24 protein-coding genes and 3 pseudogenes are annotated in these 25,550 nt (G+C 59.7%); 13 read left to right on the top strand and 14 right to left on the bottom strand.

What is annotated here, in order from left to right; all coding sequences use genetic code 11:
- The first annotated feature begins 219 nt into the window (after positions 1-219).
- The gene (locus P3R82_RS05355) at positions 220-687 is read left to right on the top strand and encodes a DUF4437 domain-containing protein (protein ID WP_283193302.1); all 468 of its coding nucleotides are present in this window, start codon (positions 220-222) and stop codon (positions 685-687) included.
- A 283-nt stretch (positions 688-970) separates the two neighbouring features.
- Here P3R82_RS05355 and P3R82_RS05350 read toward each other — a convergent pair whose 3' ends face one another.
- Positions 971-2,131 (bottom strand): ROK family transcriptional regulator, encoded by a 1,161-nt coding sequence (locus P3R82_RS05350; RefSeq protein WP_283193301.1) that lies wholly within the window; start codon positions 2,129-2,131, stop codon positions 971-973.
- 184 nt (positions 2,132-2,315) lie between these two features.
- Between P3R82_RS05350 and P3R82_RS05345 the strand changes: the two genes are divergently transcribed.
- From P3R82_RS05345 to P3R82_RS05315, 7 genes are all read left to right on the top strand, one after another.
- Entirely contained in the window at positions 2,316-3,623 is a 1,308-nt protein-coding gene (locus tag P3R82_RS05345; protein WP_283193300.1) for an extracellular solute-binding protein, read from the top strand.
- 71 nt (positions 3,624-3,694) lie between these two features.
- Entirely contained in the window at positions 3,695-4,585 is an 891-nt protein-coding gene (locus P3R82_RS05340; RefSeq protein WP_283193299.1) for a sugar ABC transporter permease, read from the top strand.
- A gap of 3 nt (positions 4,586-4,588) precedes the next feature.
- On the top strand, positions 4,589-5,506 hold the full coding sequence (locus P3R82_RS05335; protein WP_183898607.1) for an ABC transporter permease subunit: 918 nt from the start codon (positions 4,589-4,591) through the stop codon (positions 5,504-5,506).
- Between the two features lie 4 nt (positions 5,507-5,510).
- A complete protein-coding gene (ugpC, locus tag P3R82_RS05330; protein WP_283193298.1) occupies positions 5,511-6,635 on the top strand; it encodes a sn-glycerol-3-phosphate ABC transporter ATP-binding protein UgpC in 1,125 nt (374 codons plus the stop codon).
- Positions 6,632-7,462, top strand: a complete 831-nt coding sequence (locus P3R82_RS05325; RefSeq protein ID WP_283193297.1) for a glycerophosphodiester phosphodiesterase family protein — start codon at positions 6,632-6,634, stop codon at positions 7,460-7,462. Before ugpC ends, P3R82_RS05325 begins: the two co-directional genes overlap by 4 nt.
- A 19-nt stretch (positions 7,463-7,481) precedes the next feature.
- Positions 7,482-8,312 carry a glycerophosphodiester phosphodiesterase family protein gene (locus tag P3R82_RS05320; RefSeq protein WP_283193296.1) on the top strand — a complete coding sequence of 277 codons (831 nt, stop codon included), beginning with the start codon at positions 7,482-7,484 and terminating at the stop codon, positions 8,310-8,312.
- A complete protein-coding gene (locus P3R82_RS05315) occupies positions 8,309-9,145 on the top strand; it encodes an inositol monophosphatase (RefSeq protein WP_283193295.1) in 837 nt (278 codons plus the stop codon). The genes P3R82_RS05320 and P3R82_RS05315 overlap by 4 nt, the downstream gene beginning before the upstream one ends.
- 35 nt (positions 9,146-9,180) lie before the next feature.
- Here P3R82_RS05315 and P3R82_RS05310 read toward each other — a convergent pair.
- From P3R82_RS05310 to P3R82_RS05280, 7 genes and pseudogenes are all read right to left on the bottom strand, one after another.
- A pseudogene (locus tag P3R82_RS05310) lies at positions 9,181-9,316 on the bottom strand (ATP-binding cassette domain-containing protein); the annotation flags it as partial.
- A gap of 41 nt (positions 9,317-9,357) precedes the next feature.
- Positions 9,358-9,729: a monovalent cation/H(+) antiporter subunit G gene (mnhG, locus tag P3R82_RS05305; RefSeq protein WP_283193293.1), complete on the bottom strand. Its 372-nt coding sequence runs from the start codon at positions 9,727-9,729 to the stop codon at positions 9,358-9,360.
- Positions 9,726-10,007, bottom strand: coding sequence for a K+/H+ antiporter subunit F (locus P3R82_RS05300; RefSeq protein WP_283193292.1), 282 nt, complete (start codon positions 10,005-10,007; stop codon positions 9,726-9,728). The genes mnhG and P3R82_RS05300 overlap by 4 nt, the downstream gene beginning before the upstream one ends.
- Positions 10,004-10,480, bottom strand: a complete 477-nt coding sequence (locus P3R82_RS05295) for a Na+/H+ antiporter subunit E (protein ID WP_283193291.1) — start codon at positions 10,478-10,480, stop codon at positions 10,004-10,006. The genes P3R82_RS05300 and P3R82_RS05295 overlap by 4 nt, the downstream gene beginning before the upstream one ends.
- Positions 10,480-12,111, bottom strand: a complete 1,632-nt coding sequence (locus tag P3R82_RS05290; protein ID WP_283193290.1) for a monovalent cation/H+ antiporter subunit D — start codon at positions 12,109-12,111, stop codon at positions 10,480-10,482. Before P3R82_RS05290 ends, P3R82_RS05295 begins: the two co-directional genes overlap by 1 nt.
- The gene (locus P3R82_RS05285; protein ID WP_283193289.1) at positions 12,108-12,443 is read right to left on the bottom strand and encodes a Na+/H+ antiporter subunit C; all 336 of its coding nucleotides are present in this window, start codon (positions 12,441-12,443) and stop codon (positions 12,108-12,110) included. The genes P3R82_RS05290 and P3R82_RS05285 overlap by 4 nt, the downstream gene beginning before the upstream one ends.
- A pseudogene (locus P3R82_RS05280) lies at positions 12,443-15,347 on the bottom strand (monovalent cation/H+ antiporter subunit A). The gene P3R82_RS05285 and the pseudogene P3R82_RS05280 overlap by 1 nt, the downstream one beginning before the upstream one ends.
- Positions 15,348-15,452: 105 nt before the next feature.
- Here P3R82_RS05280 and P3R82_RS05275 point away from each other — a divergent pair.
- Positions 15,453-15,743 (top strand): helix-turn-helix transcriptional regulator, encoded by a 291-nt coding sequence (locus P3R82_RS05275; protein ID WP_183898596.1) that lies wholly within the window; start codon positions 15,453-15,455, stop codon positions 15,741-15,743.
- 9 nt (positions 15,744-15,752) lie between these two features.
- Here P3R82_RS05275 and P3R82_RS05270 read toward each other — a convergent pair whose 3' ends face one another.
- Positions 15,753-16,619, bottom strand: a complete 867-nt coding sequence (locus P3R82_RS05270) for an MBL fold metallo-hydrolase (protein ID WP_283193288.1) — start codon at positions 16,617-16,619, stop codon at positions 15,753-15,755.
- Between the two features lie 137 nt (positions 16,620-16,756).
- Between P3R82_RS05270 and P3R82_RS05265 the strand changes: the two genes are divergently transcribed.
- Positions 16,757-17,380: a TetR family transcriptional regulator C-terminal domain-containing protein gene (locus P3R82_RS05265; RefSeq protein WP_349294034.1), complete on the top strand. Its 624-nt coding sequence runs from the start codon at positions 16,757-16,759 to the stop codon at positions 17,378-17,380.
- Between the two features lie 170 nt (positions 17,381-17,550).
- On the opposite strand, the gene P3R82_RS05260 is transcribed toward P3R82_RS05265, so the two are convergent.
- The gene (locus P3R82_RS05260) at positions 17,551-17,865 is read right to left on the bottom strand and encodes a PepSY domain-containing protein (protein WP_283193286.1); all 315 of its coding nucleotides are present in this window, start codon (positions 17,863-17,865) and stop codon (positions 17,551-17,553) included.
- Between the two features lie 131 nt (positions 17,866-17,996).
- On the opposite strand from P3R82_RS05260, the gene P3R82_RS05255 reads away from it, so the two are divergent.
- From P3R82_RS05255 to P3R82_RS05245, 3 genes and pseudogenes are all read left to right on the top strand, one after another.
- Entirely contained in the window at positions 17,997-18,290 is a 294-nt protein-coding gene (locus tag P3R82_RS05255; RefSeq protein WP_283193285.1) for a PepSY domain-containing protein, read from the top strand.
- Positions 18,290-18,954: pseudogene (locus P3R82_RS05250) on the top strand (response regulator transcription factor). The gene P3R82_RS05255 and the pseudogene P3R82_RS05250 overlap by 1 nt, the downstream one beginning before the upstream one ends.
- Positions 18,941-20,302 (top strand): HAMP domain-containing sensor histidine kinase, encoded by a 1,362-nt coding sequence (locus P3R82_RS05245; protein ID WP_283193284.1) that lies wholly within the window; start codon positions 18,941-18,943, stop codon positions 20,300-20,302. Before P3R82_RS05250 ends, P3R82_RS05245 begins: the two are co-directional and overlap by 14 nt.
- Before the next feature lie 179 nt (positions 20,303-20,481).
- Here the strand turns inward: P3R82_RS05245 and P3R82_RS05240 are convergent, their stop codons facing one another.
- The 4 genes from P3R82_RS05240 to P3R82_RS05225 all read right to left on the bottom strand — a co-directional run bounded on the left by P3R82_RS05240 (position 20,482) and on the right by P3R82_RS05225 (position 25,396).
- Complete coding sequence (locus P3R82_RS05240; RefSeq protein WP_283193283.1) at positions 20,482-22,179, bottom strand: ABC transporter substrate-binding protein; 1,698 nt, start codon at positions 22,177-22,179, stop codon at positions 20,482-20,484.
- A gap of 148 nt (positions 22,180-22,327) precedes the next feature.
- Entirely contained in the window at positions 22,328-23,251 is a 924-nt protein-coding gene (locus tag P3R82_RS05235; protein WP_283193282.1) for a polysaccharide deacetylase, read from the bottom strand.
- An 80-nt stretch (positions 23,252-23,331) separates the two neighbouring features.
- The gene (locus P3R82_RS05230; RefSeq protein ID WP_283193281.1) at positions 23,332-24,207 is read right to left on the bottom strand and encodes a carbon-nitrogen hydrolase family protein; all 876 of its coding nucleotides are present in this window, start codon (positions 24,205-24,207) and stop codon (positions 23,332-23,334) included.
- 172 nt (positions 24,208-24,379) lie between these two features.
- On the bottom strand, positions 24,380-25,396 hold the full coding sequence (locus P3R82_RS05225; protein ID WP_283193280.1) for a LacI family DNA-binding transcriptional regulator: 1,017 nt from the start codon (positions 25,394-25,396) through the stop codon (positions 24,380-24,382).
- Positions 25,397-25,550: the final 154 nt, after the last annotated feature.

Genomic DNA, 25,550 nt, shown 5'->3' with positions numbered 1-25,550 from the left:
CGTCCACGATCTCGCCCGCGACATCGCGGCAACCGTACTGGAATTCAGCCGAGACTCTATCGAGCACAGGTGTTCGCGCGCAGGCAGGAGGCGGACGCCCATAAGCCGCAAGAGACCATTCCACCGAATAGCAGTCTACATTCCCACGTAAATAGCCGATTTGTCATGAGGTCAGAGTGCGGCGCCACAGAGTGCAGCACCAAGTTCAAAGGATGACCGATGTACAAATTCAGCACCGTTAGCTGGCTGGCCGCAACAGCAATAGCAATAGCAATCCTTCCGACGGGCGTAAGTCAGGCGGAAGAGGCCAATGCATTCTACAGCGATAGTTCGAAAGCTGTCCCTGTGACGAAGCTGGAATTCTATCAGAACAAGGAAGGCCTGACGATTGCCAACGGCTGGGGCGATCCGGCATCCGGTCCGCACAGCAACTTCATCAAAATTGTCGGGGGCGAAGGCAGCACGCTGCACTCGCATTCCTCGTCTTATTACGGCGTGGTCATTTCCGGCGTCGTTGCGAACGAGGCCGCCGATTCCAAGGCGGATCAGGCACTCGCGGCCGGTTCCTACTGGTATCAGAAAGGTGGCGAGCCGCATTACACGAAATGCCTCTCGCAGACAGAATGCCTGTTCTTCGTAACATCGCCCGGCGCGTTCGATTATATCCCCACGCCGTCGTCGAAGTAGCGTCCGCTGAAAGCTCGATCAAATCTTTTCCGAGCGATGATCGCCACGCCTGCGCACCCGCTGTGGTGTGCGGGCGTCGATAACGCCACCTCCCCACGAGCCTTCAGCGTTCGAGCGGGTAAAGGCCGTACTTTGCAGCTTGCCGGTGGACGTTCTCGCCTTTTCCGACGGTTCGTTCTTTGCCGTGACCGGGGTTAGCCACCCCGCGATCCAGCAACTCATCAAGATGAGTTTCAGCGCCCTGTCTCCGCGAGCGGACAAGGCAATGATCGTCAGCCAGAAACTAATAAAACATCCTGCGGAACGGCATGATGGCGGCGCCCATCGCGGCCGCGTCGCTGGCGATATCGGACACGATCAGCTTCGGGCCGCCGCGGTGTACGCCGTAGCGGGGACGATCGAAAATCTTTGTCCTTTCGATCAGCATGGACGCCAGAGCGGATGGGATCTGGCCGCCGAACACGATCGCCTGTGGGTCGAGTGTGGCGCGTATGGCGTTGACGAGCCGGATGTAGGCAGGCGTTACCTCGTCGACCCATTCCGACACGCCCGGCCAGTTACGGTCGAAGTGGCGGCGCATGTAATGGATCGAGGGTACCTCGATGCCATTCCGGTTTACCCGATCGATCAGATATTGCAGGGCCGGGCGTCGTTCCGTTTCGATTTCATCATAGAGCCCAGAGAATTCGCCGGCATTGCCGTTGCCGCCCTGCAGCAGCTCCCCGTCGATAATGACGCCGCCACCGAAGCCGTAGTTGAAACTCAGATAGGCAAAATGCCGGATGAACCGGCCGATGCCGAACATCGACTCCGCGATAGCCCCGGACTTCCCACCGTTGATCACCCATGCCGGCCTGTCAAACAGGCTCGTGATGATCGGACCGAGTTCTATCATCGACCATTCGTGAAGCGGCAGGGGCGCGTTATGCCGCGTGCCATCGACGTGGTAGCCGGCGATCGCAAAGCCGACGCCGAAAAAATCGTCCTGGGCAAGGCTGTTTTGCCGCTGCAACTCCTCGACCTGCTGCTTCACCAGCTGGAGCGCCTGATGCATTGTCGTCTCGCGCAGCGGAACTTCCCGCTCGCCAAGAATTTTCCCGGCGAGGTCGACGATGCAGATGCCAATGATGTCGGTGTTTACCGAGATGCCGCAGGCATAGGCGTAGGTGCCGTTCAGGGTGAGCATCGGGCTTGGTTGGCCACGTCCCAGCCCCGGCTTTGCCGACCCCAGCAGGACGACATTACGTTCGGCGAGATGGTCGAGGATGCGATGGACAGATTGCTGCGTCAGGTCGGTATGCCCGGTAACTTCCGATCGGGAAATACCGGGATTGCGCCAGATGAGCTGCAACAACTTGCGCTCATTGGGGGAAACGACCGTCGCCTCTCCCGGTCGCAGAAAACGCGGGGCAATCAATACCTCTGGAACGTAAACACCTGCCAAGCCGTATACCTTACTGCAAACGTGTAATAATCACATTGCATCTGCTGCAACCAAAGCCTGAATACTGTTGAATGTCGAGGGTTTCAAGCGATTTCAAGCGTCATGGAAATGTTACACATAAAGTGTAGTAAGCCGTCGTCAGAGATCGAGCGAGGCTCGGTCGACCAAAAGGACGAGGGCGATGATGAACAAGTTTACTTTGGCGGCCATAGCGGCCGTGATGGCGAGCGCAGGCTCGGCTCAGGCGGCCGACATCGAATTCTGGTACGGCAATACCGGTCCGGTCGAGACCGCGATCAAGGCTCAATGCGATGCCTTCAATGCTTCGCAGAGCAAGGACAGGGTCAATTGCGTCGGCCAGGGCTCCTACGAGGTGTCCATGCAGAAGGCGATTGCCGCGTATCGCGCCAAGAACAATCCGGTGCTCATCCAGTTCTTTGACGCCGGCACCCTCGACCTGATGCTCTCGGATGCCATCGAGCCGGTTCAAGACCTGATGCCAGATGTCAAGTGGGACCAGTACATCGCCGGCGCCCGCGCCTATTACGAGACCTCGGGCGGAAAACTCGTCGCTCAGCCCTACAATTCCTCGACGCTGCTGTTCTACACCAACAAGACCCTGCTTGAAAAAGCGGGTATCATGCAGACGCCGACGACGTGGGAAGAGGTCATCGACGCGGCCCGCAAGCTGAAAGCCGCCGGCAATGCCTGCCCGCTCGTCACCGATGGCGATACCTGGCGTGTGCTGGAGCAGTTCTCCGCGCGCCACGGCCTGCCCATCGCCACGAAAAACAATGGCTATGACGGTCTCGACGCGGAATACGTCATGAACACCACCTTCGCTGCCAAGCACCTCGCCAACCTGGTCGAGTGGCGCAATGAAGGCCTCGTGCGCCTCGCCGCCGACACCAAGGCCGGCAACTATACCGCGGCCTTCAATGCCGGCGAATGCGCCATGATGGAGCAGTCCTCCGGCTCCTACGCGGCGGCCGCCAAAGCTTTCGATGGCAAGTACGAGCTGACGGTTACGATGGCTCCGATGTACAAGGGTTATGAGCGCCGAAACACGTTCGTCGGCGGCGCTTCCATCTATGTCATGAAGGGGCGTGGCAAGGATGAGATCGAGGCTGCCAAGGCGTTTCTCGACTTTCTCCGCAAGCCGGAGCAGCAGATGTCCTTCACAGCGAATACAGGTTATGTACCTGTGACGAACGACGTTCTGGATGCGATCGCCAGGAGCGATGAAGCGAATTCGCCGAAATATGCCACCGCCAAGGTCGGCGTCGAATCCATGAACCAACCGGCAACGCCTGATACCCGCGGCATCCGTCTCGGCTTCTATGTCCAGTTCCGAGAAGTGTTCATGGAAGAGACCCAAAAGGCCTTTGCTGGCCAGCAGACCATGCAGGTTGCGCTCGATAACACCAAGAAGCGTGGCGACCAGCTGCTGCGCCGTTTCGAGCAGACCTACAAGGGCAAGCAGCTTCCCTGATCCATTCCGCTCAGCCTTCGTCGCATGGGGCGCAACTCGCCCCATGCCTTCTCTTTCTCGGAAGTGCCTCCATGTCGTCGGATTCCTCCCTTTTCAGTCATCGCTGGCTGCCGGCTCTCCTGCTGGCGCCGATGATGCTGTTGATTGTGCTGTTCTTCTATGTGCCGGTCTTCCAGGCATTCTACTGGTCATTCTTCCTTGAACAACCGTTCGGCGGCGGCTCGGAATTCGTCGGCCTGCAGAATTTCCAGCGCGTGCTCGGCGATCCCGAATTCTGGGCGGCCACCGGTCGCACGGTCATCTTCATGCTGACGGCATCCGCGCTTGCGGTTGTCGTGCCGCTTATGCTGGCGATCGCTGCCGATCGCAAGATTGGCATGTCCTATCCGGCCCGCAACATTCTGGTCTGGCCGAAGGGCATTGCCGGCGCCTCGATCGGTGTCGTCTTCGCCTTCATCTTCAACCCGTTCGTGGGGCTGATGGCGCCGCTCAATGCGCTGTTTCCGGGTCTGTGGAACCCGGGCATCGATGGCACGGACGCGTTCGTGACGCTGGTGGCAGCCCATGTCTGGAGTGGCATTCCGTTCAACTTCGTCATCCTGCTGGCCGGCCTGCGCTCGATCCCGCCCACCATGTACCAAGCCGCCGCCATGGATGGCGCCGGCCCTTGGCGCCGCATCTTCGATGTGCAGCTGCCGCTGATCATGCCGCAGCTGTTCCTGACCTTCGTTCTGGAATTCACGGAAAGCATCACCTCGGTCTTCGCGCTGATCGACACCATTACCGGCGGCGGTCCGGGCGGTTCGACCACGCTGCTCGTCTACAAGATCTATGTCGATGGTTTCCGTGGTTTCGATCTTTCCGGCGCCTCCACCCAGACGGCCATCCTGATGGTCTTCGTTCTTATCCTCGCAGCCTGCCAGTTCTACTTCCTCGGCCGGCGCATCAATTACGAGCGCTAAATCATGGTCGAGAACGCACGCTCCATCAACATCGCGGCCAGTATCCTGCTGGCCATCGGCATCCTCTATATCGTCGGGCCGCTATACCTGACGTTGTCCACGGCCTCGCAGTCCTATGAGTACATGCTGCGCAATGGCCTCGCCTGGGTGCCGGGCACCGAGCTTTTCAGCAATATGCGCAAGGTCATCCAGGATACGCGCATCCCGATCCAGATGCTCAACAGCCTGATCGTCGCCTTCTCCAACGCGCTCGCCACCTGCGTCCTGTCATTCCTGTCAGCCTACGCGATCGTGTATTTCCGTATCCGCTGGGCGGGCGTGGCCTTCGCGCTGATCCTAGCGACGATCATGCTGCCGCTCGATATCCGCGTTATCACCACCTATCAGGTGGCCGCCAACATCTTTTCGCCGCTCAATGCCGTGCTCGATTTTACCGGCCTCAACAGCCTGATCGAGATGGCTTTCGGCGCACCGGTCCAGCTCGAACTCAGCGTGCTCGACACCCATTTTGGCCTGATCGCGCCACTGGTCGCGCATGGCACGGGCACGTTCCTGTTTCGCCAGTTTTTCCTGACACTGCCGAAGGACCTCTTCAAGGCTGCGCGCATGGATGGGGCGGGGCCGATCCGCTTCCTCATCGATATCCTCCTGCCGCTTGCCCGCACCAGCTTCGCCTCGCTGTTCGTGCTCACCTTCCTCAGCGGCTGGACACAATATCTGTGGCCGCTGGTCGGCGCCTCGACGCCCGACATGCAGACCGCCGTTGTCGGGCTTGCCCGCCTCGTGCCGGATGCCGACGGCCAGGTTCCCGATTTTCCGATGATCATGGCCGGTGCCGTGCTCGTCTCACTCGTTCCCCTCACGATGATCGCCCTTCTGCAGCGCTTTCTCGTCCAGGGCCTCGTTCTTTCGGAGAAATGATCCCATGACCGCCATCGACTTAAGCATCCGCGCCGCCGCGGCGGAGATCGATCTGATCGGCGTCACCAAGTCCTATGACGCCAAAAACACCATCATCCCGCCGATCGACGTCACCTTGCGTCCTGGTGAATTCACCGTCGTGCTCGGCCCGTCGGGCTGCGGCAAGTCCACGCTTCTGCAGATGATCGCCGGTCTGGAGCGCGTCTCCGGCGGCAAGATCGTTATCGGCGGTCGTGAAGTGCAGGATCTGGAACCGAAACATCGTGGCTGCGCCATGGTGTTCCAAAACTACGCGCTCTATCCGCATATGACCGTGGCTGAAAACATGGCCTACAGTCTGAAGGTCGCTGGTGTCTCCAAGGCCGAGCGCACCAGGCGTGTTGGCGACGTTGCCAAGATGCTCGGCCTGGCCGATTTCCTCGCCCGCAAGCCGGGCCAACTGTCGGGTGGCCAGCGCCAGCGTGTCGCGATCGGCCGCGCCATCATTCGTGAGCCGGGGGTACTTCTGTTCGACGAGCCGTTGTCCAACCTCGATGCTCAGCTGCGTCACGACATGCGGGTAGAGCTTGCCGAACTGCATCGCCGCATTGGTGCCACCAGCGTCTTCGTGACTCATGATCAGGTCGAGGCGATGACGCTTGCCGACCGTATTCTCATCCTCAACAAGGGCCACATCGAGCAGTTCGATACGCCGAAGGCGATCTATCACCATCCGGCTTCCGTCTTCGTCGCCAAATTCATCGGCTCGCCACCGATGAACATCCTGCAGGTCGAAGGTGACGGCTCGGTTCTGCGGCTGGCCGATGGTCAGTCGGTTGCCAACTATTCCGGCAAGGGCAAATTTCAACTCGGCATCCGTCCGGAAGATATTGTCGTCAACGCAGGTGGGTCGATCAAGACGGAAATCCGTTATCGCGAAGACCTCGGCTCGCACGAAATTCTGGAAACGAAGATCGCCGAGCAGAACCTAAGGATCGCCATGCCCTTCGGCGTCGAGATCGATACGACGCAGACCTTGTCGCTCTCCTTCCCGCAGGCGCGCCTGCATCTCTTCGAGGGTGAAAGCGGCCGCGCCATCGCCAACGCATTCGGCGACGCGCAACCGGCTTCGGCGAAGGAATACCAGTGAATTACAGGGAATTTATTGCCGACAAGACCCGCGATTGTGCCGTGGTTGCGCATCGCGGCATCTGGCGCGATGCGCCGGAAAACAGCCTGTCCGCCATCGAGCGCGCCATTGCCGAAGGATATGATGTCGTTGAGATCGACGTCCGCCGCAGTGCCGATGACGGGTTGTTTCTGCTGCATGATGAAACGCTGGAACGCATGGCCGGGCTTGATCTGAGGTCGGAAGCTCTCGCATCGGGCGACTTGGCGGTGCTGCGCCTGCGCAACCGGGATGGCGGGGAGGACAATGCCTTCACGTTGGAAAGGCTGCCGAGCCTCGCCGAAGTGTTCGAGCTGACACGCGACCGCATTTTTTTGCATCTTGACGTCAAGGATCGTGAGGTCATCCCGGATGTGATCGCCCTCGCAAAGGCTATGGGCGTCGAGTGTCGAGTCGATTTCTGGGCATCGCTGAAAAGCGAAAAAGACCTCAGCTGGATACGCGAGACAGTCTTGCCGCATGACGTGCTCTTTATGGCCAAGACCCGGCTCAACGTGCCTGGTGCCGCAGCGCAGCTGGCGCTGCTCGGCGAACTGATGCCTGGCGTCTGCGAGATCTATTTCGATGACCTTCAACAGCTCTCCGCGCTCAACGACATCCGGCGCCGAAACGGCATGGCGCTCTGGGTGAACACGCTCGACAGCATCGCCTGCGCTGATTTCACCGATACCGCGGCCCTAGCCGATCCCGATGCCGTCTGGGGACGGCTGATCGATGCCGGCATTTCGGTCATCCAGACCGATGAGGCCGCCGCCCTCAAATCCTATCTCGCGGCCCGCCGCGCCTGACTGACCAAGGAAGAATGAAATGACGCATTACGTAGATTATATCGCCGACCAGAAACGTGATCCCGCCATTGTTGCCCATCGCGGCGCCTGGCATGGCGCGCCGGAAAACAGCCTCGCGGCCATCGAACGTGCGATCGCGGTTGGCGCCAACGTCGTCGAACTCGATATCCGCAAGAGCGCTGACGGCGAACTTTTCATCATGCACGACGACACGCTGCTGCGCATGGCCGGTATCGATCGTGATGCCGAAACCTTCACCATTGCGGAACTGCAGGCCATCGCGCTTCGTGAAGACGATGGCGGCGAACATCGCGCCACGACGGATCAGCGCATTCCGACACTGAAACAGGCGCTGGAAATCATCCGCGGTCGTATCTTCGCCGATCTCGATCTCAAGGATCGCGGCCTGTTTTCCGAAGTTGCCGCCTGCGCCCGCGAAATGAATGCCGCATCCTATGTGGACCTGAAGACCCGCGTCATGAGCCGCGCGGAACTGGACTGGGTTCGCGCACAAGATATCGACGGCGTTGCCTTCATGGCGATGTCGAAATTCACAAGCGCGAGCATCCACGACACCATGGCGCTGCTGTCTGAAATCAAGCCGTTCATGTGCGAAATGCGCTTCGACCGGCTGGAGACGGTCATCGAACATCGCGAGGCATTCCGCGATGCTGGAATGGCGCTGTGGATGAACACGCTCAATATGGAAGCCAGTGGCGAATGGGTGGACAAGACGGCGCTTGTCGATCCCGACCGTATCTGGGGCCGGTTGATCGACGCCGGCATCAGCGTCTTCCAGACCGACGAGCCGGAAACGCTGAAGGACTATCTGGAGGCACGCCGGGCATGAAAACCGTCAACGACGACCTGCTTGATGAACTCATGAGCTATGTGCGCGAGGCGGCGGTGGAAGAGATCCTGCCACGCTTCCGGTCGATATCGTCGGACAGCATTCGCGCCAAGACGGTGGCCGACGATATCGTCACCGACGCCGATATCGCATCCGAGCGGGCTATGAGCAAAAGGCTGGAAGCACGCCTGCCCGGTATCACCATTGTCGGGGAAGAGGCGGTGTCGGACGACCCTTCCATTCTCGGGCATCTTGCCGATGCCGAACTTGCCGCCGTCATCGATCCGGTCGACGGCACATGGCATTTCGCGCACGGCACGCCGATGTTCGGCAGCATCCTTGCGATCGTATCCGGCGGCAGAACCATCGCCGGCATCATACATTATCCGGTGCTGGGCGACTTCCTCGTTGCACGACCGGGCAAGGGTGCGTGGCATGTGGCGGCAGACGGCGTTCGCACGCGTCTCCTGGCCGCAGCCGCCGCCCCGGTGAACGAAATGCATGGTTTCATTCCGCTCCACATGTTCGCTCCCGACCTCAGGAGCAAACTTGCGCCGAGATTGCTGAAGTTCCTTCGGGTCACGACGTGGCGCTGCTCCGCGTGGGAATACCGAATGCTGGCAACAGGGGCGATGAGCTTCTGCCTCAACGAGAGCCTGAAGCCCTGGGATCACGCCGCCGGTGTCCTGATCCACGCGGAAGCAGGCGGCTATGCGGCAACCGTCGCAGGTGAGGCATATCGGCCATCGATGACTGAAGGGCATCTGCTCACGGCACCCGACGAGACATCCTGGCATGCAGTTCGCGAGGCTATCTCGATGGACGATCTGTAGCCACGGTTCCTGCTTGGCAAGATCGTGCAGCTTCCCGCCTGGATTGTCACATCAAGCGCCATCGTCGGCTTCATCGGCGATCAGAAGACGTGGCGAGCAGGCGGGCGCCATGGCGATGACCACACGCTGGCGCATGCCGCCGGAACGTTCGTGCAAGCATTGGCCAAGGCGTGGATACCAAACTCTGCGAATTTGGAACCTAATCTCGGAATTCACGAGTTACTATCGGGCTCCGGCGTTTGCTTTGGCGGCGCCTTGCCATTTCGCTCCACGCGGTCACGGTGGAGTGCGGCGCGGGCAAGCATCATCAAGGTTATCGGCGTGGTCAATGTTACGAAGACGCCGATCAGAATTTCATGTATCGCCAGCCGTGAAGCCGCGGCACTGAAATAAACCATCGATCCCAGCATCACACCCCCTATACCCCAACTCGTGCCGAGTGTCGGGGCATGGATGCGTTCGTAAAACGTGGGAAGCCGAAGGAAGCCAATCGAGCCGATCAACGCAAGCAGCGCGCCGGCGATAAGGAGAAAGGCAACGCAGACGGCCACCCATACGGGAATATCCAGCGCGGAATACATCATTCGATCACCTCGCCACGCATCAGGAATTTCGCCAGCGCGACGGAGGCAACGAACCCAAGCATGCCGATCACCAGCGCGGCCTCGAAATAAATGACGCGGCCGGTTCCGACGCCGAAGGTGACGAGAAGCAGCATGGCGTTGACGTAGAATGTATCAAGACCGATGATCCGGTCCTGCGCGCGTGGCCCGATGAATATCCGCACGGAAACGATTGCCATCGCGGCAACGAGCATGATCTGGGCAATCGAAACGGCGGTAAAGAGAATGATGGCGCTCACGCGAAGATCTCCAGCAGCAGTTTCTCGTAGCGGTTCTTGATCGTGTCACGCCATGTGGTCTCGTTGTCGATGTCGAGCACATGAAGCAGGACGGAATGATCATTGGAATCATATTCGAGCCAGGCAGATCCCGGGGTACTCGTGAGGATCACGGCGAGCAAGGCAAGCGCGAACTGGTTTCTGATATCCAGATGAACAGTCACAAATCCGGGCTTATGGCGTCGCGAACCGCTGCGCAAAATAATCCATGCCACCGCGATGTTCGACTTCACGATGTCGCAGAGCACGAACCAACACAACTTTGGCAGAAGGTACCATTTTTTCAGGCGTGCCTTTTCCGGCCGCAATGATGCCATCGCCCAACAGGCGAACACGGCAACGAGCGACCCCAAGATGAGGTGCCCGATGGAAAAGCGGTTAAGCAGCAACCACATTATAACCAGACTGAGCGCAAGGAACGGATATGGCAACATCAGTTGCTCTCCACTTCGCTCGAGGATGATTTGACATCAGCGCCAGTCGGTGCTGCCGTGCGAACGGCATCGATATAGAGGGATGGCTTGCTGAGCGTTCGAATGGTGGTGTCCATATACTGCATGGCGGGTCCCGCCTGAACGGTCAGGGCCAGCGTCAGCCCGAGCAGGAACATGACCGGCAATATCTCGATCACAAGCACGCGCGGGACAGTCCCTTCAATGGAACTCCAAAACGTGCGTATACCTGCTCGCGTCATCGAAATCAGCGCGGCAATGCCGGACAGGATGACGAGCACGATCAACGACCAGATGGCGGCCGTAGGCGGAACACCAATCGCTCCCGTTCCCATCATCGCCGACAGCATCGCGAATTTGGCGATGAATCCCGAAAGCGGCGGCAGGCCGGAGAGAAGAATGCCGCAGGCGGCAAAGCAGATGCCCAGCACGGCCATGGTGCCGGGCATGGTTACGCCCTGCTCTTCCGGAACCTCTTCGTCGGCGGCGTCGCCATATGCTTCCATGGTAACGGCAAGAACATTGGCGCCCGCATCCTGCCCCCGTTCCACCAGTTCGATGAGCAGGAAGAACGCGCTGATCGTCAGGGTCGAGCTGACCAGATATAGCAATGCGCCGGATGAAACGGCACCGTCGTTGATGCCGATAACCATCAGCAGGGTGCCGGATGAAACGAGCACGGAATATCCCGCGACCCTTCCCAGCGCCTGGGATGCCAGCACGCCGATGATCCCGAATACGAGCGTTGCCATGCCACCGTAAAACAGCACCTGCGCTCCGAAACCCGCAGATGGCCCCTCAACGAACAGAAGCATCGTCAGCCTGAGTATCACATAGATGCCGAGCTTGCTCATGATCGCGAAAATGCCCGCGACCGGCGCCGAGGCTGCGCTATAGGCGGTGGGTAGCCAGAAGCACAACGGCCACATGCCGGCTTTTATGAGAAAGACGACGCCGAGAATTCCGGCGCCCGCTTCCATCAACATTCGGCGATCCGGCTCCATCTCGGGTATTCTCGCCGCCAAATCCGCCATGTTGAGCGTTCCCGCCGTACCGTAGATCAAACTGACGCCGATCAGGAACAGCAGTGCCGCCACCAGGTTGACGGCAATATAGTGCAGCCCGGCCTTGACCCGCAGCTGCCCCGATCCATGCAGCAGCAATCCATAGGAGGCGGCCAGCATGACTTCGAAGAAAACAAAGAGATTGAAGAGATCGCCGGTCAGGAACGCACCGTTGACGCCCATCAGCAGCAATTGGAACATGCTGTGAAAATGCGCGCCGACCGCGTGCCAGCGCGCGAACGAAAACACCAGCGAGGCCACCGCCAGCAACGCCGTCAGCAGCAGCATCATCGCCGAGAGGCCATCGAGGACCAAAACGATACCGAAGGGCGCTGCCCAGTTTCCGACGAGATAGACGCCCTCAAAACCACTCGGGCCGCTTTCGATGGCGAACAGGATAACCGCAATCGCCGTCAGCACTATGGTCGAGGCCAGGCTGACCATTGCCTTGGCGACCCGCCGCCGCTCGTCGATAACAAGCAATATCGCACAGGCAACAAGAGGCACGAGAATCGGTGCGACAATCAGATGATTGGACCAACCGTTCATTTCGGTTCATTTCTCCCGTCAACATGGTCGCTTCCCGTCAGGCCCCGTGACGCGAGCAGCACCACGAGAAACAGTGCCGTGGTGGCGAAGCCGATAACGATGGCGGTCAGCACCAGCGCCTGCGGGACCGGGTCTGCCAGAACGGACGGATCGTCGGCGCCAAGGATAGGCGGGACATTTGCCTTGACCCCTCCGACGCCGAAGATGAACAGGTTGACGGCATAGGACAGGAGCGACAGTCCGACGATCACCTGATAGGTCCGGGGACGCAGGATCAGCCAGACGCCACAGCTGGTCATCACACCGATTGCAATCGACAATGTCAGTTCCATCAGCCCTCCTCCGACTTTGCCGCCTCGATGGCGCGAAGGCGATTGATGCGAAGAGACTGGTGCGCCAGGGCGACGAGAATGAGCACGGTCGATCCAACAACCAGGAGGAAGACGCCGAGATCAAACAGCAATGCCGTTGCGGCGGGCACCTTTCCGATCATGGGCAGGTCGATGTAGCGTGTATGTGATGTCAGGAAGGGATAGCCCAGAAACCACGCGCCAATACCAGTCATGACCGCCGTCATCAGGCCCGCCGCCATCCAGCGCAACGGAAGGATCCGGATACGATCCTCGGCCCAGCGCGTGCCGCCGGCGAGATATTGCAGCAGAAATGCAATCGACAGTGTCAGGCCCGCCGAAAAGCCGCCGCCCGGCAGGTCGTGACCGCGCATGAAAAGATAGATGGAGAGTGTGATGACCACCGGAAACATCCATTGCATGATCACCGATGGGACCAGCAGATAATCGCGAACCGTATCGCCGGCGGACCGTTCCGGCCGCTCGTCGTCGAAGCGGTTTTGGGCCTGCTGCTGTTCCGGCATGCTCATGCTGTCCGCCGCCGGTCGGAAGCGGCGAAGCAAGGCGAAGACAGTCAGTGATACAACGCCGAGCACCGCGATTTCTCCCAGCGTGTCGAAGCCACGGAAATCGACCAGAATAACGTTTACCACATTGCGGCCGCCGCCTAGCGTATAGGCATTTTCGAGGAAATAGTTGGCGATCGCATCGGGCACCGGCATCGTCATGACCGCGTAGGCGATCGACGAAATCGCGACTCCGCAGACGACGGCAAGCGCGAAATCTCGAAACCGACGGGATCTTGCCCGCAATGTCATCGGCTCGCCGATCTCCTCTGAACGTTTCGGCAACCAGCGCAGGCCGAGGAGAATGAGGACGGTGGTGACGATTTCGACGAGCAGCTGGGTTATGGCCAGATCGGGAGCAGACAGCCAGGCGAACGTTATGCAGACGATCAATCCGACGCCACCAAGCATCATCAGGGCCGCGAGACGATGATACTTGGCCATGTAGGCCGTACCGATTGCAAGGCACACACCGATCACCCACAGCGCTGCGAAGATTGGATCAGCGCCGGTATAGGAAAACTGGCGGGCTTCGAAGCCACGCAGATAAAGCGGAAGGGCGCCGGCGCCAAGACCTGCGACGACCAGCCAGCGAAGCTGCGGCTGCAGCTTGCGGGTACCCAAACGCCGCTCGGCGACACGCGCCCAGCGCCAGGAGACCTCCACCAGGATTCTGTTCGAAAATACGCTGGCCCTTGAGGCGCCGGATCAGGGGCGGCCCATCGTCGCATCGTGAAAGATAACCTTTCAGCACCACGTAGATGGCGGTTCCGGCGATCAGCGCGATGACGCTCATGAGCAGCGGAACGCTGAACCCATGCCATAGCGCAAGACTGTACTGCGGCGTGTCCTTTCCGAGAACGCTGACCACCGCGCTATGAAGAAACGGCCCGATCGACAATGCCGGAACAATGCCGACAACCAGGCAGAGCACGACCAGGAGCTCGATCGGAAAGCGCATCCAGCGCGGCGGCTCGTGCGGACGCGCGATCGGCAGATCGGTCGGTGGCGGCCCAAAGAAGACGGTGTGAATGAACCGCAATGAGTAGGCAACGCTGAAAGCACCGGCCAGCGTCGCGACATATGGCAGGATACGATCCAGTATGGAATCGGCATTGGTCTCGACCGCCTCGGCGAAGAACATCTCCTTCGAAATGAACCCGTTCAGCAGCGGCACGCCCGCCATGGCAGCGCTGGCGACAATCGCAAGCGTTGCCGTGATCGGCATGAACCGGAACAACCCGCTCAACCTGCGCATGTCCCGCGTTCCGGTCTCGTGGTCGATGATGCCCGCTGCCATGAACAACGACGCTTTGAAAGTCGCGTGATTGAGCATGTGGAAAATCGCCGCCACCGTCGCTAGCGGGCTTCCCAGGCTCAGCAGTGTCGTGATCAATCCGAGATGGCTGATTGTCGAATAGGCGAGCAGTCCCTTCAGATCGCGCTGGAATATCGCGAAATAGGCGCCAAGCAGCAGGGTGCTCATTCCGGCAACGCCGAGAATCCAGAACCACTCGTAGGTTCCGGACAAGACTGGCCAGAAACGCACGAGCAGGAAGACGCCTGCCTTCACCATCGTTGCCGAATGCAGGAAGGCTGACACCGGCGTCGGCGCCGACATGGCGTTCGGCAGCCAGAAATGGAATGGAAACTGAGCGCTCTTGGTCAGCGCTCCGAGGAGAATGAATATCAGCGCCGGCAGATAGAGTTGGTGATTGCGGATCAAGTCGCCCGAAGCCAGGATCTTGTCCAGGTCGTAGCTGCCGACGATGTTGCCAAGCAGGATCAGGCCGATCAAAAGGCAGAAGCCGCCGATCCCGGTGATTGTCAGCGCCATTCTCGCGCCATCGCGGGCGGAGGAATTATTGTGCCAATAGCTGATCAGCAGGAACGAGAAAACACTCGTCAGCTCCCAGAATACCGACAGCAGGATCACATTGCCGGAAATGACAATGCCGAGCATTGCTCCCATGAACGCAAGCAGGAACGAGAAGAACCGAGGAACAGGGTCCTCCTCCGACATGTAATAGCGAGCGTAAAGGATCACCAGGAAGCCGATGGCGGTGATCAGCATGGAAAAAATCCATGCAAAGCCGTCCATTCGCAGCGTCAGATCAAGGCCAAGCTGCGGCAGCCATTGGGCGTTGAAACGCACGACGCCGCCGTCGGAGACTTGCGGATACAGGGAGGCAGTGAGCAGCAGCGAGAAAAGCACGACAAGGCCCGCGAGGCCAGCGGGCAGGCGACGTGATGCGGTTCTCAGGAAGAAGACCGATAGAATGCTTCCCGCGAACGGGAGAAGCAGCAGGGTAACGAGCATGAATGGTCCGGCAGTTATCCCAATGCTTCTGCCCTTTCGAACTATCAACCACCAGGTCTGCCGCCTTTCGGCGACCACCTAGTAATTGTTCTAAAATTACGCTATATGATCTATATCAACCAATATGGGCGACTAGGCAACATGGGTCAAGCTCCCGACTGCAAGATTTTGACGCCAGCCCTCTGTCGAGCGGCCCGCGGGATCGTTGATTGGACGCAGATGGAATTATCCGAGCGCGCCGGCGTTTCGCGTAGCACGGTTCGAGATTACGAAGGTGGGCGCCACGATGTTCATCGCGCGACCGCGGCGCAATTGAAACTCGCGCTGGAAAGTGGCGGCGTCAATTTCGTCGATCTGGAGAATGGTAAGGTCGCTGTTTGCTCTAATAAAGAGTAGCAAGGCTCCTCAGGCCTGCCTCTTGGCGATGTTCGCAGCTCCCCAGAGCGAGCCGACATTGATCCGATTGGGATAGAGCTGCAGCATGGCGTCATAGAGTTCGCGCGCAGTCGTCGTCGCTTCGTTCAAGCGATTGAAGTCGCGGATATATTGCCGCGTTTCGCCGATGATGCGCGGATCGTCGGGATTTTCCGGCACCTTGTGTCCTGCGATCACCGTGCGGGGTGCCAGCGCTTCGAGCTTGTCCAGCGTGGATATCCATTCTCGCCGGCTCTCCGTCGTGGTTTCGCCGAGATAAGGGTGAATGCCGTTGTAGACGACGTCGCCGCCGACGATCAGCCCCACCGATGGGACATGCAGGCTTGTTGATACCGCCGTATCGGTTCGGCCGGCATTCACCGCCACAAGCTTATGCCCCTCCAGCTCCAGCTCATTGCTTTCCAGAGGTTCGGCCGCAATCAGCCGCTCGGGGATCTGGCCTGGAAAGAGCCTGCGCCAGAAGTTGTCGACCGAGACGGGCGACAGATGCTCATGCATGGCCTCGACCACGGCCGGCGTCGCGACGGCCCTGGCATCAGGAAAGCGCTCAAGGAGCGGCGCAAGTCCGAAAAAGTGATCGCCATGCCCGTGGGTGATATAGATGGCGGTCAGGTTCCTGCCGGCAGCTGTAACCCAATCCGACAGTGTCTGCGTCTGTTCGATGGTGAGGAACGTGTCGATCAGGACGGCATCGCGTTCGCCGTAGATCAGCGTGGATGAATTCGCCACCCACATCAGCTCTTCGTGCCCGGGTGGCACATCGCGGCTGAGCCCCGGGCGCTTGATATTCAGGGTCTTCCAGGAAAGTCCATCATCTGAGGCTGAGCGTGCGGTCATCTTTCTCTCCTTAGTTTGAGAAGGGTGGCCCGGTCTTGAAACCACGGCTTTTCTCCTCACGGCAAATGGCGTTTCTTGACACCGGCTTGCTGGTGGTATTAATTACAAGGTGACCGGTCGGAATTAAATAGTCAAGGATGCCTCGAATGAAATCTTCTTCACCTGGCCGAAGGGGTCCAAAACCGAAGCCTGGAACTCGCGACAATCTCGTTCAGGCGGGTTTGCGGATGTTTCACACAGACGGCTATGCCGCGACGGGTGTCCAGGGTATCGCCGAGAGCGTCGGCGTCCCCAAGGGATCGTTCTACAATCACTTCGCCAGCAAGGAGGTTTTCGGCGCCGAAGTCCTCGATGCCTATTTTGATCGAAACGAAGACAGGCTGCGCGGCATGCTTTGCGATGCGGAAATTGCCCCCGTTGCCCGTTTGGCGGGCTATTTTGACGACAGGATCGAGGCGTTCAGAGCGGCCGGCTTCGTCAGGGGGTGCCTGCTTGGAAACATCAGCGCCGAGATCGCCGATCACAGCGTGCTCATGCGCGAGCGTCTATCAATGCACTTTGGATCTTGGACCCGTTTCTTCGAGGCTTGCATTGTACAGGCACAGGATGAGGGAACGATCAGTGACGCGCTGCCGGCGCCGCTTCTGGCCCGCTTTGTGCTGAACAGTTGGGAGGGTGCATTGCTGCGGATGCGGGCTGAAACGAGTGATGAGCCTCTGCTCGACTTCAAGAGGACCATATTCGATCTCGTCCTGAAATAGCTCGCCGACCTCTGATCCGAAAGACAATCCAGCCCCGCTCCTCCGGCGACCGGTGGGTGGAGACCGGGGCGCCTGCCCGGTCTGCCCAAAGGCATGACGGCATCCTACTTCGCAATCCACCGGGAACCCCGGCCTGGCATCCGCCAGACCGGAGCAAGAACCGCCGTCGATCAATGATCGTCGTCATTGTTGTCGTGGCTGCCGTTGGAGCCGTTGTGTGCAGCCGATCGTGCCAGGGGCTCGCCCGTCGCGCGATCGACATGCATGTCGCTGCGCACGTTATTCTTATCCGTCACGTCGACATCGTAGTGTCCGTCATCGCGGCTGATCTCGCGTACCGAATAGCCCTGGGCTTCGAATTTTGCGGTGAGTTGGCTGGCCGCCATCCAGGCTGGCTCGTTCGTTGGCGTCTGGGCGGTGGCCACGCCGGCGGTGACGGCGACCACGCCGATAGCGACAATCAACTTACGGTAATGTGCGATCATGGAAAGCTCCTTTTGGACTTCGGCAACCGAACCACTCGGCTGCTTCGATGCCCTTATGCAACAGGGCCGCTGATCGCATCCTGATGCCGCTTGTCAGCTTGTTGTCAGGGCCATTTCGATAGAGAGGTGGGATGGTCCGTTTGATTGCGATATCGCTGCTGGTGTGTGCGACGTCTTATGCACAGGCGGCCGAGGATTCCGACTTGGCCCGCGAGGCGATGAAGCGCGGAGAAATCCTGCCGCTCTCCCGTATTCTGTCGATTGCCGAGCAGGTGACCGGCGGGCGAATGATGGATCTCGAACTGGATCGCCACGGCGGCCGCTATGTCTACGATCTCAAGATGATCGACACCAAGGGACAAATGATCGAATTGAAGCTGGATGCGTCCAACGGACGCATTCTAGAGCTGGAGACCGATGACTGATGCGCATCCTTGCCGTTGAAGACGACCGGCGCATTGCCACCGACATCAAGGCCGCGCTCACGTCAGCCGGGTTCCTCGTGGAGCATTCCGCGAACGGCGAAGAGGCCTGGTTTCTCGGCGATACCGAAGATTATGCCCTCGTCGTGCTCGATCTTGGCCTGCCCGACATGGACGGATTATCGGTGCTCAAGAGGTGGCGCGCGGCGGACCGGCACATGCCGGTGCTGGTGCTGTCGGCTCGCGGAACATGGCAAGAACGCGTTGAGGGTATCGATGCGGGTGCCGACGACTACTTGCCGAAACCGTTTCGCATGGAAGAACTCGTCGCGCGCGTCCGCTCGCTGGTGCGTCGCGCCTCGGGCCGCGGTGCATCACAGCAGGATATTGGTCCGCTCAGCATCGATCTCAACAGGATGACCGTATCCGTCAACGGCGTGCCAGCGATCTCACCGGGCTTGAATATCGGGTGCTGGCCTATCTTTCCCTGAACCAGGAACGGTCGGTCACGCCCCACGAGTTGCAGGATCATCTTTATGGCGACGGCAACGCGCGCGAGGCCAATGCGCTTGAAGCGGTGATTGCGCGCCTGCGCCGAAAACTTGGCGCCAACGCAATCATCACCCGCCGCGGTTTCGGCTATTCGATCGGCGGTGATCGCCTGTGAGCAGGCTTTCGCTGCATCGCCGGCTGGCGCTTTACGGGGCGCGGCAATCCTGCTCGCCCTCGCCGCCGCCGCGATGGGGCTCACATGGCTGTTCGGCATTCATGTCGAGCGGCGCGCCGTTGCCGAGATGGAAGTTCAGCTTGAGCAGGTTCTCTCTGGCCTGACAATCGCCGGCGGCAAGCTGACCGCTGACAAACTGCCGATGGATCCTCGCTACTCCCGGCCTTATGGCGGTCGTTACTGGCAGGTTCAAAAGGGCGGAGAAACCTTGCGCTCGCGGTCGTTATGGGATGAAACACTGTCAATCGACGGCGAGAGCGCCCCGTCCGGAGAAGTCCGGATCTACCGCCAGAGGGGGCCGGGAGGCACTCCAGTCCTCGGCATAGAGCGCACAGTCAGATTGCCCGCGACACTGCGGGGCGGCGAGGCAAAACTGACGGTGGCGATGGACGCGTCGGAACTGACCGAGGCGAAAAAGGCCTTTGCGTTGGATCTCGTGCCCTCTCTTGTGCTGCTGGCGGCTCTCCTGATTGGCGCTCAGCTTGCGCAGCAAGTCTACGGGCTGCGCCCGCTCAAGCAGATCGGCCGCCGTGTCAGCGACCTCCGGACCGGCCGGGCAAGCCGCATGGGCGCGGATTGGCCGGACGAGATGCGCCCGCTGACGAACGAAATCGATGCGCTGATCGAAGAGCGCTCCGCCGATATAGAGCGCGCGCGATTTCGCGCAGGCGATCTGGCGCATGGCTTGAAAACACCTCTGCAAGCCCTCCTGGGCGAGGCAAATCGTCTGAGTGAAAAAGGCGATGAGGCCGCCGCCTCGGCCATTGAAAGCGTCGCGGACAGCATGCTTGCGCATGTCAATCGCGAACTCGCACGAACGCGGATGGCGGCGCGCCAGAGCGGGACGCAGGCGCGCGCAAATCTCGCGGAAGTCGCAGGGCGCGTTGTCGCCGTAGTGAAGCGCACGCCTGATGGCGCCCGGCTCGAATGGACCGTCGAAGCTGCCGACAATCTTGTCGCGGTGATCGATCCAGCGGATCTTGCGGAAGCTATCGGCGCATTGGCGGAAAATGCGGCGCGTTATGCCGAGAAGGCCGTCAGGATTTCGGCGAGGCGCGCCAAATCGAAACTGACAATTCACGTTTGTGACGATGGCCCCGGCATACCTGATGAAGATCTGATGCGCGTGCTGGAACGCGGGCGCCGTCTTGATGAGGGCAGTGTCGGCGAAGGGCTGGGCCTTGCTATTGCAACCGACATCGCCGAGGCCGCCAGGGGCCGACTGACCCTCGAACCAGGCAAGGAAGGCCTCTGCGCTGTACTTGAACTAACGGCTGCCGGCACATAGCACAGCGCTACGCCGCCCTTTATCGAGGCGTCAGGCGCCGGGCCCGCCGGGAGGCATTTTTGCGCTGATGCAACGCGCCATATGCCTCGGATCGAAGTTGACAGGCTTCGCCGCAGCTTGAAGAGCCTGACAGAGAGACACCTGCCTAAGATCAGAGGTGCTGGTTAGAAATCGCGGCGTCACGCGCACCACGGCGGTGTCCGGATACTGCCGGTCGCGTACGGCGCCGGGCCAATAATGGTGTTCCGGCCGTTCTGCACCTGAAAGATCAGGTGAGCCTGGCTGATCGACTGATCGCTTGTGTCGTCGGGAAAGGCGAGCCCAACCTGCCCTTGGCTTCCAAGAAAGTAGGAGCCGTTCAGTCCGCGGCTGATCGACGTTCGCAGCTCGTATGACACTTCCTTGAACAGGCGAGGATGCGCGGCTCTGAGCCAGGCACCGACGAGCAGATGGACACGGTCGTAAGCAAGGCTGGCCTGTGAGCTACCCGGGTCGGCGTTGAAGGATCGGCGATATCTCTCTCGAAAGCTCTCCGCGATCGGATCTGAATAGAGGCCACTCGTGGTGGCCCACACGACGCCTTCGGCATGGTCGCCAAGTTCGCTCTGGAACTGCGGTACAGATGGCCCGTAGATATCGTAGACGATCGCGCGAAGCGGATTGTCGAGAAAGGCTCGCTGAAACGCAACCGAATCCTCGACGAAGTAGGAGGCAAGCATGATGAGCGAGGAATCCAGCTGGTGAAGCTTGCGGACCGCCTCTTGCCAGCAGTTGCTTCTTTCCAAAGCGACATCGACGATGTCGATCTGCCATCCTCGCCGCCCGAGTTCCGTCTCGAGATGCGCAAGGCCAATATCCAGACCCGCCCAGAACGGCTTGAGGATCGCCAGCCGTCTTTTCTGAGCGCACCAATGCTTGGCTGCATGAAGATGGTGGACAAATCGCGCAAGCCCAAGGCCGTAGTTCACATCGCTTGCACAGGTCTGGAAAATGTTGCCGAGCCGGGCACGGCTATCGCGCACCCGCTCGACGGCGTGATGCATGGTCGCGGCATGGAGATACGGGATTCCTGCCTCTCCGACGGCATCATGGACCTGCTCTGAATAGCAGGCATAGCCCGCGGTGATGCCATCGACCTCCTTTTCGATCAGATCGCGATAGGCCGCGGCCGTGCTGGTCGGATCGCCGCTTTCAAAGGCCACCGGCTCAAGACAAAGCGGTCGCCCGGAAATACCGCCCCTCGCATTGATCTCGGCAACAGCAAGCGTGGCGCCGTTCAACATCTCGATCGAGTCGGCTTTTCCACGGCCGCTTTCGGCAAAGGGCAGACCGATGATCAGCGGTCGCACGCTCGTTGGACGGGGCCGACTTGGTTCCTGGCGCTCGAGGCCCGGCTCGCGAAGGCTTGCCGCGGCCTCTTCTATTTCGGTTAGGCCAAGGCCAAGGTTGTGTACGCCGCCTGGCGTGGGCAGCCGGCAGATGCCCTGCTGTATCGCGTAGCTGGCCAGTGCCGCGCGGCTCCACAATTGCATCTTGCCGAAAAGATTCTCGACATGCTTTTGGATCGTCCGCTTGCTGATATCGAGCCGAAGGGCGATGTTTTCGTTGCTGAGGCCGATCGCAACGAGGGTGAGAATATCCAGTTCCCGCACCGTCAGGTTAAACGGGGGAGAAACGAGCGTCATCTGGACCGTTGCCACCCGGCGACCAAGGAGGGCGGCGTGCCGCGAGATCTCTACACGGTGCCATCGGCTCTGATGATCGGCCAGATGAAAGACGATACGCTCACGATCGAGCTCAAGCAGGGCGCGCGCATACTGCGTCACCTCCCGGAAGGCGACGATGTATTGCGCGCCGGTGCGGTCGTCGAACTCCATGACCTGTCCGTGGTCGTCGACGAAGCATCGCCAACTGTCCCGAGATGGATCCATTTCAGCGCCCTTCTTCGCGGCCTCGCGAACGATAACACGTGCGTGGCAGGGTTTACCGGCCACGCACGAGAGTCAAGGACGTGTTAGGGAAAGCTTATCTGCCGGGCCAATTGTAATCTTTCGGCATGGGCGCAACACCACGGGCGTCGGGCAGGGCCATGCGGCGGCGATCATCGTCGTCGTCCATCCATGCGCGGGCAATCTCGTCGCAGGTCGCAAACCATACCCCGTCATGTCCCTTGATATGCTCGATCAATCTTTCGAGCATGATCATGTGATGGGCCTGCCCGATGATCTGCGGGTGCAGCGCCATCGCATAAATGCCGTTTTCCTGGTTGGCATAACCGTAGTCGAAGATGTCCTTCCACCGACGCAGGACGGCGTCGGTATCGGACATCCCTTCCTGATTGCCCGTGTATGCCAGCGCCGGGAAGTCGTCGAGATACCAACTCACCGGAATTTCGAGTACCTTGCTCGCCGGCCCGGCAACGTTGCCCGTCTCCCAGTTCACCTGCCAACGCTGCGGGCGATATGGCACAAGGTCTCGGGCCATCAGGCTGCTGTCGTAAAGAAACCCCGCCTCCTCGATCAGGTCGAGCGTGTTTTCGCTGTAGTCCCAGTAAGGCGACCGGTAGCCGGAGGGTCGAATTCCGAAGTGCTTCTTGTAGGTGGCGAACGCAAGGTCCATCAGGCGACGCTCGGTATCCCGGTTTATGAGGGTCGGGTTCTCGTGGTAGTAGCCGTGGTGCGCGATCTCATGACCAGCCTCGAAGACCTTCTGATTGATCTCGGGAAACGTATCGACCGTATGAGCCGGCGTGAAGAAAGTCGTGCGAATGTCGTGCTTCTTGAAAAGCGCGAGCAGTCTTGGCGTGCCGACGGCCGCACCGAATTCACCGCGAGACATGAACGAAGGCGTCGGACGGTTGAAACCGCCGAGCCAGAGTGATTGCGCGTCGAAATCGACACCGAGGTTTACGGCAATCTTCTTGCCGGCAGGAAGTTTCAAAGAACCCATTTTCTCCTCCTTGGATAGGGTCGCGCGAAGCCCCACGCGATCGGGGCCACGCTTCATCTCACTCATGCTTTTGGAAGGTCCTAGAGGTGCGAAGGCCACGCTCTGTAGAGATCGGCCCGACGGCGGCGATCCTTGAATGTCGTGGCCGCGCCGGTCTCCCGGTTATCGTAGAGAAGGTCCAGGTTGACCGTCCCGGTCACGGTAGTTTCGACGTTCGTCGGCGCCTGCGCGATGATGCCGGCGGGGTTCGTCCACGCGAGATCGCATGGTCCAAGAACCGAACTCTGCGCCCAGCCGTTCGGAAGCGGCCCTCCCGGCTGCCCGCCAAGGCAGCAATGGACAAGGTAGATCTGGTTCTCGATGCAGCGGGACTGCGCGCAGTGGCGCACCCGCCAAAAGCCTTGCTCGGTGAATGTCGCCGACGGTGTCAGGATGATCTCAGCGCCCTGCTCCACCAAGGATGCCGAACATTCGGGAATTTCGGTCTCATAGCAGATGTTGAAGCCGACCTTGGCGAACGGCAGCTGGATCACCTCCATCTTCGATCCCTCAGAAGTCGACCAGTGCGCTTCCGCGGGAAAGATATGCGTCTTTGAGTGCTGAAAGAGTTCGCCGTTCGGCCCGAACAGAAATGCGATGTTCTCGAAGCGGTCTTCCGAAACCTTGACCAGGTGCGAACCGGCCGCAATGAACTGCCCGCGCCTTCTGGCCTCCTCGCTGAAGAGAGACTGATAATCGCGGGTGAACTCGTCGATCAAGACCAATTCGGAAATCGGCCGCGTCTTCCAGTTCTTGAGCGTTGTGAAGAGTTCGATCGTGAATAGCTCGGGAAACACGACGATGTCTGAGCCGGAAGCCTGGTCCAGTAGCGTGCGAACGCGCATGGCCATGTCCTCGAAGCCACCGATTTCGCGAACATGGTACTGACAGGCCGATATGGTGACCTCACGTGGCATTTTTCTCCTCCTGAAATGCGCGGGCCCATGCAAGTTGCAAAGGCCTTGGGGAGAAGGCTAATGCGGGGAGGATCGAGCCTCCATACGCCTTAATGCGTACGCGATGAGATATCCGCCAGATGCACCGGAGAGATCGTCCAAAACCTTCCTCGAATGCATCGCTGTCGATAGATCACTCGCCAGCCGCATCGGGCGCCAAGGCCAAGGCTTTCCGGGTCGAATTGCGAACGATCAATTCCGGTCGCAACTCAACCATCTTGAACGGCGAGTCCGGCGCGATGCTGCGTCCAAGGATAAGCTCGCGTGCGCTCGCACCCATCTCTTGCCGAGAATAGGATATCGTCGTCAATGACACATAGTCGTAAGCCGCAATGGCAATGTTGTCGAAGCCGATAAGTTCGAAGTCCAGACCTGCGGTCAATCCTGCCTCTCTCGCGGCCCCAAGCACGCCCAAGGCCATAAGATCGTTTGCGGCGAATATGCCTGTCGGATATTGCCCGAGTGCAAAAAGTTCGCGAGCACAGCGGTAGCCACTTTCCTGCGTGTAGTCGCCGCGGAAGAGCAGAACCTCATCGCATCCGGAGTTGGCTGCCGCCCGCAAAAATGCCTCGCGGCGAAGCGATGCGCCGGCGCCATCGCCACCGTCGATATGCGCCATCTTTGCATGCGAATGGCCCATTAGATGCTCGGCGGCGATCCGGCCGCCCGCTTCGTCGTCCACCGATACGCAATCGACGCCGCCGATACGTCTGCCAACGGCGACGGTTGGAACCTGACGAGACAATTCCCGGATTTCACTCTCGCCGAGCAGCGATCCGAGAAGCACGATACCCTTCACACGATGGGACAGGAACGACTCGACCATCGCCCTTTCCCGATCGGCCGAATTGAACCCCGATGCGAGGTAGGTTTCGATCCTGGCCTCCGATGCTTCGAGAACGATGCCGTCCACGATGTCAGCCATGATGGGGTTGTGGAGATCGGAAACGAGCACACCGAATGTGGAAAAGTCAGCCGCCGCAAGGCGGCTGGCAATAACGTTTGGACGATAGCCCATCTCCTTGGCGACCTCGAGGATATGAGCCGTCGTCTTCTCGGAGATTTTCGGCGAACGTCTTAGGGCTAGGCTGACGGCACCCCGCGACACGCCCGCGCGGGCGGCGATATCGTCCATTGTGAATCGACCCATCTGAAATCCTCTGCGACGTTCTTGCCTCGATAACAAATCGTTCTTGACATCGCAAGGTAAAGCGCTTTAACAATCCAATTAAAGCGCTTTACCTAAGCCGCTTGTCAGTCACGGAGGAGGTGTCCGATCGCTGCCGATTGGTGGTCGGGCAGAA

Origin of the sequence: Rhizobium sp. AN80A (genome assembly GCF_030053015.1) — a bacterium.
Taxonomy (GTDB): Bacteria; Pseudomonadota; Alphaproteobacteria; order Rhizobiales; family Rhizobiaceae; genus Rhizobium; species Rhizobium metallidurans.
The sequence above is the reverse complement of the archived record's forward strand: the minus strand, read 5'-3'. Positions and strand labels throughout refer to the sequence as shown.